The sequence below is a fragment of the Nostoc sp. genome (genome assembly GCF_036917655.1).
Taxonomy (GTDB): Bacteria; Cyanobacteriota; Cyanobacteriia; order Cyanobacteriales; family Nostocaceae; genus Nostoc.
Genome location: NZ_JBALCY010000004.1, coordinates 60549 through 77089, shown reverse-complemented (window position 1 = coordinate 77089; position 16541 = coordinate 60549). Strand labels below are relative to the sequence as shown.

Below are 16541 nucleotides of genomic sequence, written 5' to 3'. Positions count from 1 at the left end.
CTATTGATTATTAACCAATGCCCCATGCCAAGAGTCTGGCAATTGCAGAGGTTCAGCGTTAAACCATTTTTGATAAATTTGCTTGTAAGTGCCATTGGATAACAAAGTAGCTATACCTTTGTTAATTGCATCTAGATGGGGAGAGTCTTTAGGTGTAGCAATCCCGTAGTATTCTTCAGTGAGCAGATCGGCAACAACTCTGATGCCTTTGAGTTTGCCATTTTTAATCGCATACAAAGTTGCGAAAGCATCGCTAACCACAGCATCAACATTGCCATTGAGCAAATCTTGGAAAAATTCTGGGCCAGAATTAAAAGTACTAATTTTGGCATTGGGGATGGTTTTGGCAAAATCCGCCCCAGTTGAACCAATTTGGACAGCAATTTTTTTACCTTGGAGACTATTGAAGTCTTTAATATTTTGGTTGTCTTCGCGAACCGCGATCGCTAGTCCGGCTTTAAAATAAGGTCTGGAAAAAGCAATGGTTTTCAGACGTTCGGCGGTAATCGTGATTCCACTAATTGCTGCATCCACTCTTTTAGCTTGCAAAGTTGAAATCATGCCATCAAAAGGCAAACTTTCAAACTGGACTGCACAACAGCTTACTTTAGCCAACGCATTCATCAAATCAATATCAAAACCTTCCAAGTGACTGCTAGCCGTTTGGATTTCAAAGGGAATAAAGGTGGGGTCTGTCGCCACCTTGAGAGGTTTAGCACCTGGATTTGTAGTCGGATAAGAATTGTTACAGGCAATGAGCAGTAGCAAACAGCCTAAGCTCAGAATTAGTTGCCGCCACTTAAAGTTAATCAAATTCCCTCTAGTCATTAGTCATTAGCCAAATACCTAATTTCTCGTTTCGTGTAGTGCTTGAGTCCGAGCAAAGCGACGCTCAGCAGGGCGTGCGAGTCCAAGATAAGCGGCAAAGGAGGCGATCGCAAACACTGCCATTAAACTAGACATGGCGATCGCCGTGCGCCCATCATAGAAGAAAGCAACTAGCCCACTCGCCAACGCGCCACATAACATTTGCAGAAATCCCACAGTGGCGGCTGCAACTCCAGCAATCTCTGGCAAAGGCTGAATGGCACCGTGTATTGCATTGGGGGAGATTATCCCCAGGCAGAAGGTGTTAAGTACTAGAAGAGGCATTAGCGTAGTAAGTTGTGCAGCACCACTCACTGACACCATCGCAAGTCCAACAGATGAGGCAACGGCACTCACCAGCCCAAAGATGAGTAACTTTGACGGAGATACGCCACGCATACTCAGATGCCCATTCAGAAATGAGCCTACCATAATGCCAAAAGCGGTCGATGCAAAAAGCCAGCCATAGGTTGTAGTCGGGACTTTAAATACATTAAGCAGCACGAGTGGCGATCCCGCGACATAGGTAAACATGCACCCAAAGCTTAGTGCGTTGACGAGGGCGTAGCCGAGACAAATCCGATTGCTGAGAATGCGCCCATAATTTTTGATCAGCCGACGTGGTTTGATCGCATCTAAATCACGGCTAGCTAGCGACTCACTTACGCCAAGGGCAACAGACAGCAAGAGTAAGAACCCTCCTACAGCCAGTGTCCCATAGATAGTCCGCCAACCAGCGATTGCCAGCACCCAACTACCGATTGTGGGTGCAATCATCGGTGCTACGCCCATCACGAGATTGACATAGGAGAGTTGGGCGCGTGCTGCCGAACCATCAAATAGATCGCGGACAATCGCCAGTGTCATCACCATACCTGCACCAGCGCCGGCACCTTGAACTAAACGCCAAGCAATCAGAGTATTGATGGATGGCGCGGCAGCACAGCTTGCACCTGCTAGGGTAAAAAGTCCGCAGCCGATAAGCAAGATTGGTCTGCGTCCATAGCGGTCGGAAAGCGGACCGAAAATCAGCTGGGCAACAGCAAACCCAAGCATAAACAAGCTTAGGGTTAGTCCAACAGATCCAGAAGATGCCCTCAAAGCTGCGCCGATTGTGGGAAAAGCTGGTAGCCCCATGTCAATTGATAAGGGCGGTAGGGCTGAGAGTGCCCCCAAAAGAAGCGTGAAGCTCAAGGTGTTGGGTCGAATTCGCATTATTTTAACTCGTAGGATTCACGGTTATCCAAGTGGGTCTCTTGATTTTTCTAGCTAGGTGTAAGATGTTCTTACTCAGTTAATACTACGGCGGCTCGATAAATTTACCGTTATTAAATGACTTTAGGGAGATTTCCAGCTTCTAAACCCCAGGATAAAGCTAGTACATTATGATGGAAATCAACATATTATTAAAAAAATCTCAAAAGACTAAAAAATAAGAGTTTTTGAATTTTACTTTTGCCCACAGATGTGTTTGTGGAACCTGGTGATCTAGTAATTGTGGAAGGGCCAACCTTCTTGGGAGTAGTTACCAGATTTGTCTACGCTGGCGCACGCGTAATTACCATTCCTGTGGATGAGTTGGGGATGGATGTAGATGCGTTAGAAGTAACATTAAGCGACTTGAAGAAACAGGGCATCCGACCCCGGTTTATTTACACCATCACCACCTTTCACAATCCCACAGGCACTACTATGCCCTTATTTCGCCGCCAAAAACTGGTAGCGCTAGCGGCTGAGTATGGCGTCTTAGTGGTGGAAGACGATGCTTACAGCGTATTTGCGCTTCCAAAGAGAAACTGTGCCCCCCTGGCAACCCTCGACCAAGATGGGTGGGTATTATATGTGAGTACCTTCTCGAAAATTATTGCGCCTGGTATCCGGCTAGGCTGGGCTTGTGGCGATCCAGCGATTATCGAGCGGCTGGCAATGTTCAAAAGTGAGGGGACTGTGGGGCCCAGGCAAACTAGATAATCACATTCAGGAGCTAATCGCCTGCTATAAGCATAAGTGTAATTTGTTGTTAGAGGCGATCGCTCAAGAGTTTCCCAGTGATATGGTTGTCTTACGTCCCGATGGCGGCTTTTTTGTTTGGTGTAAATTGCCGTCAGACATCAGTTCCAAATCACTTCTAATGGCTGCCAGTGAACACGGCGTCAGTTTTTTTTCTGCCAGGGACTCGCTGCTACGCCAATGGACAAGGGGATGATGCCATCAGGTTAGCTTTTAGCTTTCAGCCAACACAGAAGATTGTTGAGGGAATCGCTACATTAGGGGCAGTGTTGCGCGGATTGAGATAATTCGTAATTCGTAATTTGTTGATCTCGTTCCCAGTCTCAGACTGGGAATGCTCTTTGGGAGGCTCCCGCCTCCTGTCTCAGCAGCAGACTGATGAAGATCATTTCCTTATTAGAACTTGGAAACAGATTTTGATTAAATTTTGTAAATCTTTAAAAAATTTGTTCTAAGCGTTGGAAATCGCGCTGCACCTCATACCAGAGACTTTTATTATGGGGGTCTGTTTTCAAAGCTTTTTTGAGATAAATTCTAGCTTTGAGCAGCTGGTTTTCGGAAATTAGCGCCCGTCCCCAAATTTGATAGACGATCGCTAGCCATTGACGGACTTCTGCATCTGTTGACAAACGAGCTGCTAAAGCTTCCGCCAGTGCGATCGCTTGCGGAAATCGTCTTTCTTGCAAAAATCGCTGCAATTGCTCATAAGTCTTCCACTTCAGCCGTTCTTCTATTTCTAACAGATTAGGCGGCTTTGGTTTTCCTGGTTCTTGGCTTGTCACCGTTGCTACTGGTGTTTTCTGCCGATGCATTGCGTTGGTGTCATCATACCCAGTTGACACCTGACTTGAATGCAAGACAGTTTCCTCTGGCAGTACTACTGTCAGCAGGAGTTTGTAAGCCTCTGTCAAGGCAATAAACTTATCTTTGGCTTTGTTGTCATCTGGGTTAATATCGGGATGATATTGCTGCGCCAGTCGTCGGTAAGACGCTTTGATGTCAGCAAAAGAAGCTCCCGATCTTAAACCTAGTAAACGGTAGCAATCTCCAAGATCCATCTTGAGCTATCAGCTATCGAATATTTAGCTATTGGCTATCATCTGTCAGTATCAGCTTCAAGCCTGGACTATTAATAATAAGGGCTAATTTTCTATTTTAAAGTTCAATGTTGACACTTTGTTTAAGGAAGGGGAGTGGGGAGTGGGGAGTGGGGAGTGAGAAGTTAGGATTTAGAATTCTTCTCCTGCTCCCCCTGCTTCCTTATCCCCTCATCTCCCTCATCGCCCCTACTCCCTACTCCCTATTCCCTACTCCCCTGCTACTATAGAGGTTCGTTCTTCAATCACACGGTCAATTAAACCGTATTCTTTAGCCTCTTCAGCAGACATGAAAAAGTCGCGATCCATATCTTTTTCAATCTTTGCTATGGTCTGACCAGTTTTATCGGCATAAATCCCATTCAGCTCGTGACGAATCCTGAGAATTTCTCTAGCTTCAATTTCGATGTCGCTTGCTTGTCCACGGGTACCACCTGAAGGCTGGTGAATCATAATCCGTGAGTGAGGCAATGCTAACCGTTTGCCTTTGGTGCCAGCGGCCAGCAGGAAAGATCCCATTGAAGCAGCTAAACCCACGCAAATAGTCACTACATCTGATTTGATATGTTGCATGGTGTCAAAAATAGCCATGCCAGATGTAACCATCCCACCTGGGGAATTGATGTATATATAAATATCTTTACCTGGATCATCTGAATCCAGATAGAGCATTACAGCGATAATTTGATTGGCAATTTCATCATCAATATCTCGCCCCAAGAATATAATCCGTTCTCGGTAAAGGCGATCGTAGATGCTAATCCAATCTGTATATTGTCCTCCGGGCATCCGGTAAGGAACTTTAGGAACGCCTATAGGCATAATTTACTCCGTTCTTAATAATTTGGGGGCGGTAGGAGAGTGAAGAGTTAAAAGAGACGCGATTAATCGCGTCTGTACAGGAGTGAGGAGTTTTCAATAACTCATAACTCATAACTCATAACTCATAACTAAATTAAAGGACACTCGCAGGGAGTGGGGGATTTGCGAGTTCTTCTTTCTCAAAAACTCGGTCAATCAGTCCGTATTCCTTCGCTTGATAAGGTGTCAGATATAACAACCGATCCATGTCTTTAGTAATTTTTTCTGGGGGCTGTCCGGTGGTGCGATGCAATATATCAACTAACGCCCCTTTATTTACCAAAACTTCTCTGGCGCGAATTTGAATATCCGTTGCTTGACCTTGGGCGTAACTCTTGGGCTGATGCAGGATAATCGAGGAGTGAGGCAAACTAGCGCGGCAACCTTTTGTACCAGCACTGAGGAGCATCGCTGCCATACCCATCGCGGAACCAACGCAGATGGTGTGGATAGGAGGTTTGATATATTTCATCGTGTCAAAGATGGCGAAGGCTTCGGTTTCAAAGCCAATGGGTTCGCCACTGTAACCGGAAGTGCCGGTGGAGTTGATATAGATTTTAATCGGCTTTTCGGGGTCGTCGGACTGCAAAAATAGCAACTCGGCCACAATTAATTCGGTGACAGCAGGCACCAGTGGCATCCCAATATAGACAATTCGCTCCTTCAACAAGAGGGAAGGTAAATCGGGCGGCGGTGTCCGGTAGAAGTTATCGCCGTAATATGGGGCTTGAACAGCCTTGATTGGGGAAGTGTCCATAACAACTGATCGCCTGAAACTATGCCGTTAACTGTAATACATCCTAGCGCGATGCTAGCCTGACTCAAGGTGCGGATTTCTCCCTAATGCTTGAGGCGGCTTTGCATCTGCCAATGTTTGGCTTCTAAGATATTCTGATTATATTAATGTATTTGTGTTGGATAGGTTTTCGGTAGAGGTGACATATTCCCACCCTGATGCAAGCATACAGTGTGGGCTTCTCAGTGACTCCCGGTATCCCGTCGGACAAAAACTCTCGCTTTGTTTAGACTGCACGAGATGCCCCTTTGCACAGTTGAACAATGCAAAAAATGTTCAATCCTTTGTACTGTCAGAGTTTTACCTACCCACAGAATCTTCGCCGAAGCGTCTGTTACCGGGTAGAACCCCATACTCGGAGTTTTCAAGGTTCTGTTAAAGATATGACCAGCATTTTCGGCTTTGCCATCTACTATTATTGTAATGTAAATATCATTACATTACAAATGGTAAAAGTAAATTTAAATGTTCGCGTAGAACAAACAGAGATGGAGGCACTAGAGGCTTATGCGAGTCTTGCAGGAAGAAGTAAAACAGATATTATTCGTGAATACATCAGGAGTTTGGCGATTCGTCGCCCACCCCACTCCCGCAACGAGTGATAGTCGTTGCGGGAGTAGGGTGGGACTCCTTCTCTTTATCGCCCAAAAATTCATCTCGTCGCCTCCCTTACGGGTAGGTGAGAGGCAACTTTAAAGTTTCAGCTAAAGTAGTGCTTTGAAGTTATTTATTAAAATGTATATCCTGAATAGGGACTTTAAGTTATGAAGGTTAGCTTGCAGCCTGCCTTGAATGATGGTAATTTGGACGCAAATCAACTGAATAGTCAACGTCAGTTGGGAATTTCGATTTCGGCGATCGCAGAGACTCAAGACCGCAATGTGCCACTGAATTTATGCTTAATTCTCGATCATAGTGGTTCTATGAGTGGGCGATCGCTAGAAACTGTCAAAAAAGCAGCGAATCGTCTAGTAGATAGACTCAATCCTGGCGATCGCCTTAGTGTTGTAGTTTTCGATCACCGTGCCAAAGTCTTAGTATCTAGTCAAAGTGTCGAAGATCCAGAGAAAATAAAACAGCAAATTAATCGCCTAGCCGCCGATGGTGGAACTGCGATTGATGAAGGACTGCGCTTAGGGATTGAGGAGTTGGCGAAGGGAAAAAAAGATACTGTTTCCCAAGCCTTCTTATTAACCGATGGGGAAAATGAACACGGTGATAACAACCGCTGTTTGAAATTCGCCCAATTGGCTGCTAGCTATAATTTGACTTTGAACACTTTGGGATTTGGTGACAACTGGAACCAAGATGTTTTAGAAAAAATTGCCGATGCTGGTTTGGGTACTTTATCTTACATTCAAAAACCGGAAGAGGCAGTAGATGAGTTTAATCGCCTGTTCAGCCGCATTCAAACGGTAGGATTGACTAACGCTTATTTGTTATTGTCCCTGATGCCCAATGTCCGGCTAGCAGAACTTAAACCCATTGCCCAAGTTTCCCCAGACACAATTGAGTTACCACTGCAACAAGAAGCTGATGGACGTTTTGCTGTGCGCTTGGGAGATTTAATGAAAGATGCGGAACGGGTGATTTTAGCTAATATTTATTTGGGACAATTGCCAACCGGTGAACAAGCGATCGCTAATGTGCAAGTCCGCTACGATGATCCAGCCGCCAACAAGGTAGGTTTAGTTACACCAAATATCCCAGTTTATGCCCATGTAGTCAAAAATTATCAAGCAGACCCCAATCCCCAGGTGCAACACTCTATTTTGGCATTAGCTAAGTATCGCCAAACCCAACTAGCCGAGACGAAATTGCAACAAGGCGATCGCAGTGGTGCAGCGACAATGTTACAAACGGCTGCGAAAACTGCCCTGCAAATGGGAGATAAAAGTGCGGCGACGGTGTTGCAAACTTCTGCCACCCAGTTACAATCTGGTGGAGATTTATCTGAAAGCGATCGCAAGAAAACTAGAATGGTCTCCAAAACAGTTTTGCAAGATACCCCTCCGCAGTAAACTCAGGTTTAGATGAAAGTTAAATTGCTATCGGCGTTAAATGACAATAATGTTGATGTGGCTCAAACAAGTAGTCAACGTCAATTGGCAATGACGATTTTTGCAATCGCTGGTGAGTTTGAGCAAAATCTGCCCCTTAACCTCTGCTTGATTCTGGATAGAAGTGGTTCTATGCATGGACAACCGATTAAAACGGTGATCCAGGCAGTAGAAGGATTAATAGATCGGTTGAAAGTAGGCGATCGCATCTCAGTTGTGGCTTTTTCCGGTTCTGCGGAAGTCATTATCACCAACCAAGTCATCCAAGACCCCGAAAGCATCAAATCTCAAATTAAAAGCAAACTGACTGCTAGCGGTGGTACAGTCATCGCTGAGGGTTTGGAATTGGGAATTACAGAACTGATGAAGGGTACAAGAGGCGCTGTTTCTCAGGCGTTTCTGCTTACAGATGGGCATGGTGATAGCGGTTTGCGGATTTGGAAGTGGGATATTGGGCGAGATGATAACAAGCGCTGTCTTCAACTAGCGCAAAAGGCTGCCAAGCTGAACTTAACTATCAACACTTTCGGATTTGGCAATAGCTGGAATCAGGATTTGCTGGAAAAAATTGCCGATGTCGGTGGTGGGACTTTAGCCCATATTGAGCGTCCTGAACAAGCTGTGGAGCAATTTAGCCGACTCTTTGGACGGATTCAGTCGATTGGGTTAACTAATGCCTACTTGCTGTTATCTTTAGTCCCCAATGTGCGATTAGCAGAATTGAAACCCATTGCCCAAGTTGCCCCAGACACAATCGAGTTACCAATAGAACCAGAAGTTGATGGTAGCTTTGCTGTACGTTTGGGAGATTTGATGCAAGATGTAGAACGGGTAGTTTTGGCTAACATTTATCTGGGACAGTTGCCAGAAGGTAAACAAGCGATCGCTCATCTACAAATCCGTTATGATGATCCATTGGTTAGTGAACAAGGTTTACTTTCGCCCCTTGTGCCAGTGTATGCAGATGTTGTAAGGGCATATCAACCAGCGTCTAATCCGCAGGTACAGCAGTCTATTTTAGCATTAGCGAAGTATCGCCAAACCCAGTTAGCTGAGGCGAAATTGCAACAAGGCGATCGCGCTGGGGCAGCTACAATGCTACAAACGGCTGCTAAAACCGCTTTACAAATCGGAGATAAAGGGGCGGCGACAGTCTTGCAAACTTCCGCCACTCGTCTGCAAGCTGGAGAACAACTTTCCGAAGCAGACCTCAAGAAAACTAGGATTGTATCAAAGACAATTTTACAAGAATAGTAAAAATCCAGCGTTGCTGATTAATGGTATGAAAGTTTCGTGCCAAGGCAAGGCAGCGCGTTGGGCGGGTTTCCCGACTTGAAGCGACTGCCGCGCAAAGCAAGAAAAAATATTTTATTCCTCAATTGAGCAACAAAGTAGTCGCATATTCCTAACTTATTGATTAACAACCACCCAAGAGTTTGACTTATGCTGATCCAGAAGATTGTCCAAGAATTGCAAGACATCCCTGAAGACAAACTAGCAGAACTTTATGATCTAATTCACTACTTTCGACTAGGTTTAAGTCAAGAACGTACACAACCTCGCACCCCTGGTTTATTGCAAGGACAGCTCGGCGATGCTTTCTTTGAAGCACTGCCAGAAGATGAACTCCAGCAATGGGAATGAGCTACCTCATCGACACCCATATCCTGCTGTGGTGGCTCTTTGACGATCCAAAACTCCACACTGATTGCCGAGACATCATTCGCAACCCAGATCATCGTATTATTGTGAGTAGTGCTTCTGCTTGGGAAATCGCCACCAAATACCGCATGGGTAAACTACCCGAAGCGAAACAACTTGTTGAGCAATATTCACAGATATTGCATCAGGCTAAATTTATCGAACTTGCCATCACCACAGCCCATGCCCTCAGAGCAGGAAGCCTACCGATTGCCCACCGAGATCCCTTTGATCGCATGATCATGGCTCAGGCTGAACTCGAAAGTTTACTTGTCATCACCTACGACAAAGCCTTCCAGACTGGACTGATTCGGGTAATTCCCGACCTCAAGTAAAGCGAAGTATCGCCAAACCCAGTTAGCTGAGGCGAAATTGCAACAAGGCGATCGCACTGGGGCAGCTACAATGCTACAAACAGCTGCTAAAACTGCTTTACAAATCGGAGATAAAGGTGCAGCGACAGTGTTGCAAACTTCCGCGACTCGTCTGCAAGCCGGAGAAAAACTTTCTGAAGCAGACCTCAAGAAAACTAGGATTGTATCAAAGACCGTTTTACAGGAATAGTAAAAATTCAGCGTAAGGTAATGGATGGTTGAGATGGACAAGTATGATTCATATCCGTTTTAGTAACAACCATTATGGCGGTGAGATTGATCTGTCAGGTACACCGGGAGATTTAAGAAACATTGGCCAATCGATTCTTGAATTGTTTGAAGCTCAGGATGTGCAAGTTTGTATTCCTGCCAATGAAGTTGATCCAGCACCTTATGATTCTTGTTTAAATTTGTTGCTAATTCGTAAGAGTGATTGTCCTGTCAAAGTTATGGTTGCTGGCAGTTCTTTAAAGATTGAAGGAACACCAGAAAAACTGAAAGTATTTGCAGACTGGTTTAATTTTGGCGATAGTACAGAATCAGGATATCATAACCACTTTGACTACTACGAAGGAAATGAGTGGGTTGATCCTGCCTCAGTTTCATTAATAATCTCAGTTCAGTAATAAGCTGATGTGCAGCTAAATTGTATAACACGAAAACGTCAAATTATTGTAGTGCGGGCATCTTGCCCGCGTCGCATATACAAATTAAATACGCAACAGCTTATCTACATCGGCAACCAGACACACGTGCAATTGAGATACCATTAATCGCGCAAGAAAGATGTGAAGTAATGTCAAATCTAATTTTTCTTTAATTCCTACGAAAATCGGCACACTCATAGAGAAAAATAATCAATCTGAGGGTGATAGCTGACTTCAATACCAGCCTCGCGGCAACGATAGGCAAGCGATAATTAAATTAATGGAAAAGATTGCTCAAGTAATTTCCGGCTGGACAATTGTGTAAATACAGAGGTAAAAATGACAATTAAAGAACAGATTACCCAAGAACTAGACAAATTACCCGAACCGCTATTACAGGAAATTTTAGACTTTGTTCAGTTGTTACAAACCAAACATCAACAAATCGGCATATCTGCAAATAACCAACCAGAGCAACCACTTGTAGCAGAGCATACTTTAACAGGTTCCACTGCCGAAGATTTATTAGAGTTTGTGGGAAGTTGGTCAGGTTCGGACATTAAAGAATGTCTGCAACTGGTTCATTCTAGTCGTATGCCACTAGAATTTTAATCATGTATCTACTTGATACTAATCACTGTTCCTTCTTGATGGAAGGTGTGCCAAGTGTCGCCAATCACTTGCGATCGCTTGGTCAAGTACAATTAGCAACTAGTGTCATTGTTGCAGGGGAGCTACGCTTTATGGCACAAAATTCAGAGCAAAAAGCCGCTAATTTAATCAAAATAAATGCGTTTTTGCGACGAATTAATTTATATGGAATCGACAAAGAAACAACAGAAATTTACGGTGATTTTAAATCAGAAATTATTAAGCAATTTGGCCCGAAAGAAAAAAGTAAACGTAGAACAACTAAATTAGCTACCATTGGCATTAGTGAAAATGATCTCTGGATAGCTGCGACAGCTTTACGTCACTCGTTGATTATCGTTTCATGTGATAGTGACTTTGAGCGAATGCAACAAGTACGAGAATTTCTTTGGGAAAGTTGGGTTTAAATAAAACTGGCTTAATGATACTAATTCATAGCGGTTAGGTAGTTCAATGATGCGATCGCCCAAGTAAGACGATACAAAAATTAAGGCTTGCTGAATATCTTCATCTTCTAATTCGGGAAACTCCTGGCGCAGTTCTTCACGATTAGGGTAAATAGCTAATAACTCAATTACCCGACGAACGGTAAGGCGAAGATTACGAATAGAGGGTTGTCCATTCATGCGATTGGGATTGCTGGTGATGCGATCTAATTTCATGGAAGTAACCCTAACTGCTTGCGAAAATTATAATCGTATATTGCTTCATGCCATTGCTTATTTTAGTTTCTTACTTGCGCCCAATTTTATAAGCAAATTCTTGATTAATATTATTTAGGTATTATAGCGGTTCCCGCACGGGTAAGGTAATATGCCTTTTTGCTGATTGAATATGAATTTAAGTTAAATATGCGATGCCTGGGTTGGGCGTAAGCTAAAACACATTTAATTTGCATATCTCGATTTCATCAAAATCTTGTGGGGTGGGCATCTTGCCTGCCCTGATTGTGCAATTTAAATGCCGATTAGCTTAGCGATCGCTATCATTTCTATCCGTCAGGCTGCAACACAGGTGTTTGATGAACTCAGAAGAATAAAATCCTCAGACGTATTAATAATCATATTATGCTGCCGTTGTCAAGTTAAACTTTAGTTTAAAGGTGAGCAAAGCTAGGCAAACTTCCGCGACAGTGTACTAGTAAAGTTCTGATAAAAGTGCTAAAGGTAAATGGTTGGTAGCTTGAGAAGTACACATGAAAACCACTGGTATTCATCATGTAGCTATTATTTGTTCTGACTACGATCGCTCTAAAAATTTTTATGTAGAAGTTTTAGGCTTTCCGATTATTCAAGAGACTTTTCGTACTGAAAGAAATTCTTATAAATTAGATTTAAAAGTTGCAGAAAATACTCAAATAGAGCTATTCTCTTTCCCTACTCCTCCAGAACGGGCTAGTAAACCAGAGGCTTGTGGTTTAAGGCATATTGCTTTTAAAGTTGATGATGTTGAACAAACCGTTTGTTATTTAAAATCAAAAGGGTTAGAGGTAGAAAATATCAGAGTTGATGAAATTACAGGTAAGAAATTCACTTTCTTTAAAGACCCTGATAATTTGCCATTAGAGATTTATGAAAATTAGGCTTCAATATGATCATCAGGGAATATAGACTATCTGATACTCAGATAATAATGGAACTGTTTTACGATACCATTCATGAAATCAATATTTGCGATTATACTCAAGAACAAGTCAATGCTTGGGCACCGGAAACTATGGATTATGAAGTTTGGCACAAAAGATTACAAGCCAAGCTTCCCTACATCGCAGAAAATAATGGTGAGATAGTTGGATTTGGAGAATTAGAACCCGATGGTCACATTGATTGTTTTTATTGTCATAGCAAATACCAAAGAAAAGGTATTGGCTCAGTACTCTTAACTTATATAGAAAATACTGCAAAATTGCAAAGAATTAAACGACTTTATGCAGAAGTAAGTATTACTGCAAAGCCATTTTTTGAACCCAAGGGGTTTAGCGTAGTCAGGGAACAACAAGTGAAACGGCGGGGAGTTTGGTTGAAAAACTATGTAATGGAAAAATACCTATGAATTTTGATAATATCTGCAAATTCTTAGCTGAAAACTTCTCCAGCGACTTCGCCACTTGGTTATTAGGCGAACCCATCACTTTAACCGAATTAAGTCCAAAAGAATTATCTCTCGAACCCATTTGTAAGGTAGCGCCGTGCGGGGGTTCCCCCCGTTGGGGCGACTGCCGTGCTGATGCCCTAATTCTGCTACAGTCGGAGCAAAACATCTTACATTTGGAATTTCAAACCCAAGCTGATGCGGAAATTCCTTTTCGGATGATTGACTATCGGTTGCGAGTGTATCGCCGGTTTCCAGATAAAGCAATGCATCAAGTTGTAATTTACCTCAAGCAGACAAATTCCAATTTGGTGCAACAAAATACATTTACAATTCCTGGAACACCCATGAATTTGGAGTTATCAGACTTTGGGAACAACCAACCGAAGTATTTTTAAGAACATCTGGACTGTTACCCTTTGCGGTTCTGAGTAGTACAATTGATCCAGAAGCCGTGCTTAACCAAGTTGCACGGGAAATTAATAGTATGACAGAATCAAGAAGTCAAAGTAATATTGCTGCTTCCACGGCGATTTTAGCTGGTTTAGTATTGGACAAAGAGGTTATCAGACGAGTTTTGAGGTCAGATATTATGCGCGAGTCAGTGATTTACCAAGATATTTTAGAAGAAGGCAAGGCTGAAGGCAAGGCTGAAGGCAAGGCTGAAGGCAAGGCTGAAGCTTTACTTGAAGTGGCAAGCAACCTTTTTAATACTGGTATGCCATTAGAACAGATAGCAAGATTGACAGGGTTATCAATTGAGCAGTTACAGTATTTACAGGTAACTGAGTCTGGTGATTCCAAATAAATAATCGATGCAGGTTGACTGCACCGATTGCACAATTTATATTTAATTGCACCTGACATTTCCTTCACGCCAATGCTGAAGCTTGGGGTTTGGCAAAAATCATCCGTCCTGCGGTGGTTTGCAAAGCACTGGTGACTACTACTCGCAGTTCACCACCCACATAATTGCTGCCTTCTTCAACGACTACCATTGTGCCGTCATCTAGGTAGCCAATGCCTTGACTGGGTTCTTTGCCTTCCTTGAGAATTTTTAAATCAAGGTTGTCACCAGGTAAATAACTGGGACGGACGGCATTCACTAAATCATTCACATTTAAAACAGGCACTTTCTGGACACTGGCAACTTTAGACAAGTTGTAGTCGTTGGTTAGTAGTGTGCCGCTAATTTCTTGGGCGAAGCGCACTAACTTCGCATCGACTGTGGCAATATCTTCGTAATCAAGCGCATTAATCAGGATGCGATCGGGGTAAGTTTCCTTAATGCGGTTGAGAATTTCTAGTCCTCGCCTTCCTCGCACCCGCTTTTGGTCTTTGCTAGCATCGGCTACTTGTTGCAGTTCTTGCAAAACAAACTGTGGCACAATAATTTGTCCTTCCAGAAACCCTGTTTCTAGCAGCGCCTCAATGCGACCATCAATAATGCAACTGGTGTCTAAAACTTTGGTATTGGCGGGTTTTAGTGTCCCTTCCGCTACCATTGATTCGACGGTGTTGGGATTAATGAACCGCAATAAGCCTCGCCCGTGGGTGTCTGCCAGATTCATGCCAGTGACGGAGAGGATAATACTGCCGACAACTGCCACCAGTGGCTTAATAAATCCAAAATCCGCCGGGATAGGTAGTAAAAATAGTGGAGCTAGCATGAGGTTAGCTAGCAATAGCCCAATCACTAAGCCGATCGCACGAGTTAAAATTACTTCGAGTGGCATTTCTTTGATTTGTGATTCTAGGCGACGATATGTCGTCTGGAAACTCAGCCCGATCGCACCACCAATAATCGCGGCAAAAACGGCAACAACTAAGCGTAAAGCTTCAATATTTGTTACCTGATCTAGTGTGCTATTGGGTAGTAGTTCAATGCTGTAGAACCCTATTCCCGACGCTGCCAGGATAAATGAGAAAATGATAATGGCGTCAAGCATGGTTGTCTTGTTTTCCTGCAACTGTGTTAACCGAGAAAGTTAAGTATTTTTTATTTCATCGGTAAGATAAACTCATCAATATTGACTTACACTAAGGGTTTAGGCTGGCAATATCTGCAATTATTATAACCAAAGGCTTTTATCTTCATATTTTTCATTGTTTCGTTGTAAAACGACAAAAACTTGTAAACAAACTATTCATTTTCATTGTCTCTAATTCGCAGTTGGGTTAACTTAAAACTTTTATCAAAATGAGTCAAAAATTTAGTATTTCTGGAATTGCGAGTTCTGCTTATGTGCATATTCCCTTTTGCAGACGGCGGTGCTTTTATTGTGATTTCCCGGTGTCTGTTGTGGGCGATCGCTTGCGGGGCGAAACATCTGGTACTATCTCGCAATATGTTGAGGTGCTATGTCAAGAAATTGCCATTACACCAGCCTTTGGTCAACCCCTGAAGACAATTTTCTTCGGTGGTGGTACTCCTTCGTTGCTATCAATAGAGCAGCTACAACGGATAGTTAGAGAGCTAGAGAAGCATTTTGGTATTGCCTTTGGGGCAGAAATTTCTATGGAAATGGACCCAGCCACCTTTGATTTAGCCCATATAGCAGGCTATCGCAGTGCAGGCGTGAACCGGGTAAGTTTAGGTGTACAAGCCTTTCAATCAGAATTATTGCAAACGGCGGGGCGATCGCACTCAGTTGAAGATATCTTTGCAGCTGTGGAACTAATCCACCAAGTCGGGATTCCCGAATTTAGCTTAGACTTAATTTCCGGGTTGCCGCATCAGTCTTTGGATCTATGGCATGATTCTCTCACAAAAGCGGTGGCGCTTTTACCCACTCACATTTCCATCTATGATCTTACCATTGAACCAGGTACAGCCTTTGGTCGTTACTACAAACCTGGTGATACTCCTTTGCCTACGGATGAAGCCACAGTCAAAATGTACCAGATGGCGCAGCAAGTTTTGACTGGTGCAGGTTATGAGCATTATGAGATTTCCAATTATGCCCAACCAGGTCATCAGTGTCGGCATAATCGAGTTTATTGGGAAAACCGCCCTTACTATGGCTTTGGTATGGGTGCGGCGAGTTATGTTGACGGGAAACGCTTCACTCGTCCGCGCAAGACTAGGGAGTATTACCAGTGGGTGGAAGCTGGCGGTGTGATTGATTGTGATGTGACTCCCCCAAAGGAAGTATTGTTAGAAACGTTAATGCTGGGGTTGCGTTTGGCGGAGGGTTTGAGCTTGGCGGCGTTGGTGGAGGCGTTTGGGGAAGAGAAGGTGGAGGAGATTTGCAGGTGTTTGCGATCGTATTTTGATAAAGGTTGGGTAGAAGTTGGAGGGGGAAGGTTACGTTTGATTGATCCCCAAGGGTTTTTGTTTTCTAATGTGGTGTTGGCGGAGTTGTTTGAGAAGTTGGGGTGACGAA

The 16541-nt window shown here is 43.5% G+C and carries 20 protein-coding genes and 2 pseudogenes; 15 read left to right on the top strand and 7 right to left on the bottom strand.

The window, feature by feature from the left end; all coding sequences use genetic code 11:
* Both V7K30_RS03195 and V7K30_RS03190 read right to left on the bottom strand, forming a co-directional pair.
* Positions 1 to 828 (bottom strand): basic amino acid ABC transporter substrate-binding protein, encoded by an 828-nt coding sequence (locus V7K30_RS03195; protein WP_334997036.1) that lies wholly within the window; start codon positions 826 to 828, stop codon positions 1 to 3.
* An 18-nt stretch (positions 829 to 846) separates the two neighbouring features.
* A complete protein-coding gene (locus tag V7K30_RS03190) occupies positions 847 to 2082 on the bottom strand; it encodes a multidrug effflux MFS transporter (RefSeq protein ID WP_334997034.1) in 1236 nt (411 codons plus the stop codon).
* Positions 2083 to 2322: 240 nt separating this feature from the next.
* Here V7K30_RS03190 and V7K30_RS03185 point away from each other — a divergent pair, with 240 nt between their 5' ends.
* Positions 2323 to 2838 (top strand): PLP-dependent aminotransferase family protein, encoded by a 516-nt coding sequence (locus V7K30_RS03185; protein ID WP_334997032.1) that lies wholly within the window; start codon positions 2323 to 2325, stop codon positions 2836 to 2838.
* Positions 2804 to 3073: a hypothetical protein gene (locus tag V7K30_RS03180; RefSeq protein WP_334997030.1), complete on the top strand. Its 270-nt coding sequence runs from the start codon at positions 2804 to 2806 to the stop codon at positions 3071 to 3073. Before V7K30_RS03185 ends, V7K30_RS03180 begins: the two co-directional genes overlap by 35 nt.
* A 241-nt stretch (positions 3074 to 3314) precedes the next feature.
* Here V7K30_RS03180 and V7K30_RS03175 read toward each other — a convergent pair whose 3' ends face one another.
* The 3 genes from V7K30_RS03175 to V7K30_RS03165 all read right to left on the bottom strand — a co-directional run bounded on the left by V7K30_RS03175 (position 3315) and on the right by V7K30_RS03165 (position 5592).
* On the bottom strand, positions 3315 to 3935 hold the full coding sequence (locus V7K30_RS03175; protein ID WP_334997028.1) for a J domain-containing protein: 621 nt from the start codon (positions 3933 to 3935) through the stop codon (positions 3315 to 3317).
* A 249-nt stretch (positions 3936 to 4184) separates the two neighbouring features.
* On the bottom strand, positions 4185 to 4796 hold the full coding sequence (locus tag V7K30_RS03170; RefSeq protein ID WP_334997026.1) for an ATP-dependent Clp protease proteolytic subunit: 612 nt from the start codon (positions 4794 to 4796) through the stop codon (positions 4185 to 4187).
* 133 nt (positions 4797 to 4929) lie between these two features.
* Positions 4930 to 5592, bottom strand: a complete 663-nt coding sequence (locus tag V7K30_RS03165; RefSeq protein WP_334997024.1) for an ATP-dependent Clp protease proteolytic subunit — start codon at positions 5590 to 5592, stop codon at positions 4930 to 4932.
* 302 nt (positions 5593 to 5894) lie between these two features.
* On the opposite strand from V7K30_RS03165, the gene V7K30_RS03160 reads away from it, so the two are divergent.
* The 9 genes and pseudogenes from V7K30_RS03160 (at position 5895) to V7K30_RS03120 (ending at position 11471) form a co-directional block, all read left to right on the top strand.
* Positions 5895 to 6233 (top strand): ribbon-helix-helix domain-containing protein, encoded by a 339-nt coding sequence (locus tag V7K30_RS03160; RefSeq protein WP_334997022.1) that lies wholly within the window; start codon positions 5895 to 5897, stop codon positions 6231 to 6233.
* A gap of 162 nt (positions 6234 to 6395) precedes the next feature.
* Positions 6396 to 7652 carry a vWA domain-containing protein gene (locus tag V7K30_RS03155; protein ID WP_334997020.1) on the top strand — a complete coding sequence of 419 codons (1257 nt, stop codon included), beginning with the start codon at positions 6396 to 6398 and terminating at the stop codon, positions 7650 to 7652.
* A 12-nt stretch (positions 7653 to 7664) separates the two neighbouring features.
* Complete coding sequence (locus V7K30_RS03150; RefSeq protein ID WP_334997018.1) at positions 7665 to 8945, top strand: vWA domain-containing protein; 1281 nt, start codon at positions 7665 to 7667, stop codon at positions 8943 to 8945.
* A gap of 189 nt (positions 8946 to 9134) precedes the next feature.
* Positions 9135 to 9335, top strand: a complete 201-nt coding sequence (locus V7K30_RS03145) for a hypothetical protein (RefSeq protein WP_334866783.1) — start codon at positions 9135 to 9137, stop codon at positions 9333 to 9335.
* Positions 9326 to 9727 (top strand): type II toxin-antitoxin system VapC family toxin, encoded by a 402-nt coding sequence (locus V7K30_RS03140; protein ID WP_334997016.1) that lies wholly within the window; start codon positions 9326 to 9328, stop codon positions 9725 to 9727. The genes V7K30_RS03145 and V7K30_RS03140 overlap by 10 nt, the downstream gene beginning before the upstream one ends.
* A 1-nt stretch (position 9728) precedes the next feature.
* A pseudogene (locus V7K30_RS03135) lies at positions 9729 to 9956 on the top strand (hypothetical protein); the annotation flags it as partial.
* 43 nt (positions 9957 to 9999) lie between these two features.
* Positions 10000 to 10392, top strand: coding sequence for an Imm32 family immunity protein (locus tag V7K30_RS03130; RefSeq protein WP_334997014.1), 393 nt, complete (start codon positions 10000 to 10002; stop codon positions 10390 to 10392).
* A 360-nt stretch (positions 10393 to 10752) separates the two neighbouring features.
* Positions 10753 to 11025 carry a DUF2281 domain-containing protein gene (locus V7K30_RS03125; RefSeq protein WP_334997012.1) on the top strand — a complete coding sequence of 91 codons (273 nt, stop codon included), beginning with the start codon at positions 10753 to 10755 and terminating at the stop codon, positions 11023 to 11025.
* A gap of 2 nt (positions 11026 to 11027) precedes the next feature.
* Complete coding sequence (locus V7K30_RS03120) at positions 11028 to 11471, top strand: type II toxin-antitoxin system VapC family toxin (protein WP_334997010.1); 444 nt, start codon at positions 11028 to 11030, stop codon at positions 11469 to 11471.
* Here the strand turns inward: V7K30_RS03120 and V7K30_RS03115 are convergent.
* Entirely contained in the window at positions 11406 to 11726 is a 321-nt protein-coding gene (locus V7K30_RS03115) for a DUF433 domain-containing protein (protein ID WP_334997008.1), read from the bottom strand. The two genes, V7K30_RS03120 and V7K30_RS03115, sit on opposite strands and share 66 nt — an antisense overlap.
* Positions 11727 to 12259: 533 nt before the next feature.
* On the opposite strand from V7K30_RS03115, the gene gloA2 reads away from it, so the two are divergent.
* The 3 genes and pseudogenes from gloA2 (at position 12260) to V7K30_RS03100 (ending at position 13963) form a co-directional block, all read left to right on the top strand.
* Positions 12260 to 12646, top strand: a complete 387-nt coding sequence (gene gloA2 / locus V7K30_RS03110; protein ID WP_334997006.1) for an SMU1112c/YaeR family gloxylase I-like metalloprotein — start codon at positions 12260 to 12262, stop codon at positions 12644 to 12646.
* An 8-nt stretch (positions 12647 to 12654) separates the two neighbouring features.
* Positions 12655 to 13116 (top strand): GNAT family N-acetyltransferase, encoded by a 462-nt coding sequence (locus V7K30_RS03105; RefSeq protein ID WP_334997004.1) that lies wholly within the window; start codon positions 12655 to 12657, stop codon positions 13114 to 13116.
* Positions 13113 to 13963 (top strand): annotated as a pseudogene (locus V7K30_RS03100) (Rpn family recombination-promoting nuclease/putative transposase). The gene V7K30_RS03105 and the pseudogene V7K30_RS03100 overlap by 4 nt, the downstream one beginning before the upstream one ends.
* A gap of 64 nt (positions 13964 to 14027) precedes the next feature.
* On the opposite strand, the gene V7K30_RS03095 reads toward V7K30_RS03100, so the two are convergent.
* The gene (locus tag V7K30_RS03095) at positions 14028 to 15104 is read right to left on the bottom strand and encodes a PIN/TRAM domain-containing protein (protein WP_334997002.1); all 1077 of its coding nucleotides are present in this window, start codon (positions 15102 to 15104) and stop codon (positions 14028 to 14030) included.
* Positions 15105 to 15355: 251 nt separating this feature from the next.
* Here V7K30_RS03095 and hemW point away from each other — a divergent pair, with 251 nt between their 5' ends.
* On the top strand, positions 15356 to 16537 hold the full coding sequence (hemW, locus tag V7K30_RS03090) for a radical SAM family heme chaperone HemW (protein WP_334997000.1): 1182 nt from the start codon (positions 15356 to 15358) through the stop codon (positions 16535 to 16537).
* Positions 16538 to 16541 lie beyond the last annotated feature (4 nt).

What these genes read in the sequence shown, in the direction of transcription:
- V7K30_RS03195 (WP_334997036.1), bottom strand. Translation starts at nt 828, where the DNA reads ATGACTAGAGGGAATTTGATTAACTTTAAGTGGCGGCAACTAATTCTG.
- V7K30_RS03190 (WP_334997034.1), bottom strand. Translation starts at nt 2,082, where the DNA reads ATGCGAATTCGACCCAACACCTTGAGCTTCACGCTTCTTTTGGGGGCA.
- V7K30_RS03175 (WP_334997028.1), bottom strand. Translation starts at nt 3,935, where the DNA reads ATGGATCTTGGAGATTGCTACCGTTTACTAGGTTTAAGATCGGGAGCT.
- V7K30_RS03170 (WP_334997026.1), bottom strand. Translation starts at nt 4,796, where the DNA reads ATGCCTATAGGCGTTCCTAAAGTTCCTTACCGGATGCCCGGAGGACAA.
- V7K30_RS03165 (WP_334997024.1), bottom strand. Translation starts at nt 5,592, where the DNA reads ATGGACACTTCCCCAATCAAGGCTGTTCAAGCCCCATATTACGGCGAT.
- V7K30_RS03160 (WP_334997022.1), top strand. Translation starts at nt 5,895, where the DNA reads ATGCAAAAAATGTTCAATCCTTTGTACTGTCAGAGTTTTACCTACCCA.
- V7K30_RS03155 (WP_334997020.1), top strand. Translation starts at nt 6,396, where the DNA reads ATGAAGGTTAGCTTGCAGCCTGCCTTGAATGATGGTAATTTGGACGCA.
- V7K30_RS03150 (WP_334997018.1), top strand. Translation starts at nt 7,665, where the DNA reads ATGAAAGTTAAATTGCTATCGGCGTTAAATGACAATAATGTTGATGTG.
- V7K30_RS03145 (WP_334866783.1), top strand. Translation starts at nt 9,135, where the DNA reads ATGCTGATCCAGAAGATTGTCCAAGAATTGCAAGACATCCCTGAAGAC.
- V7K30_RS03140 (WP_334997016.1), top strand. Translation starts at nt 9,326, where the DNA reads ATGGGAATGAGCTACCTCATCGACACCCATATCCTGCTGTGGTGGCTC.
- V7K30_RS03130 (WP_334997014.1), top strand. Translation starts at nt 10,000, where the DNA reads ATGATTCATATCCGTTTTAGTAACAACCATTATGGCGGTGAGATTGAT.
- V7K30_RS03125 (WP_334997012.1), top strand. Translation starts at nt 10,753, where the DNA reads ATGACAATTAAAGAACAGATTACCCAAGAACTAGACAAATTACCCGAA.
- V7K30_RS03120 (WP_334997010.1), top strand. Translation starts at nt 11,028, where the DNA reads ATGTATCTACTTGATACTAATCACTGTTCCTTCTTGATGGAAGGTGTG.
- V7K30_RS03115 (WP_334997008.1), bottom strand. Translation starts at nt 11,726, where the DNA reads ATGAAATTAGATCGCATCACCAGCAATCCCAATCGCATGAATGGACAA.
- gloA2 (WP_334997006.1), top strand. Translation starts at nt 12,260, where the DNA reads ATGAAAACCACTGGTATTCATCATGTAGCTATTATTTGTTCTGACTAC.
- V7K30_RS03105 (WP_334997004.1), top strand. Translation starts at nt 12,655, where the DNA reads ATGATCATCAGGGAATATAGACTATCTGATACTCAGATAATAATGGAA.
- V7K30_RS03095 (WP_334997002.1), bottom strand. Translation starts at nt 15,104, where the DNA reads ATGCTTGACGCCATTATCATTTTCTCATTTATCCTGGCAGCGTCGGGA.
- hemW (WP_334997000.1), top strand. Translation starts at nt 15,356, where the DNA reads ATGAGTCAAAAATTTAGTATTTCTGGAATTGCGAGTTCTGCTTATGTG.